This is a genomic window from Xylophilus sp. ASV27, from assembly GCF_016428875.1.
Lineage (GTDB): Bacteria > Pseudomonadota > Gammaproteobacteria > Burkholderiales > Burkholderiaceae_C > Xylophilus.
Genome location: NZ_JAELTO010000417.1, coordinates 1 through 257, shown reverse-complemented (window position 1 = coordinate 257; position 257 = coordinate 1). Strand labels below are relative to the sequence as shown.

Genomic DNA, 257 nt, shown 5'->3' with positions numbered 1-257 from the left:
GGACACGTCAAGGTGCGCTACCGCGGGCTGGCCAAGAACACCGCGCAGTTGCACACGCTGTTTGCGTTGTCCAACCTGTGGATGATGCGAGAGCGATTGATGGGAGCGCAGGCATGAGTGCGCCTGCAAACGGCCTGATGGCCGAAAAACAGGCCCGCAAAGGGCCCAAAGGCCGCGGCACGGCTGGACTTGTTTGCAAATTGGCTCTATCAGGCCGCCTCAGCACATCTCAAAGCTCATTGCGCAGACCTTCCCTA

1 pseudogene is annotated in these 257 nt (G+C 59.9%); it reads left to right on the top strand.

Annotated features, from left to right (window positions below):
- A pseudogene (locus JHD63_RS23595) lies at positions 1–117 on the top strand (IS5/IS1182 family transposase); the annotation flags it as partial.
- Positions 118–257: the final 140 nt, after the last annotated feature.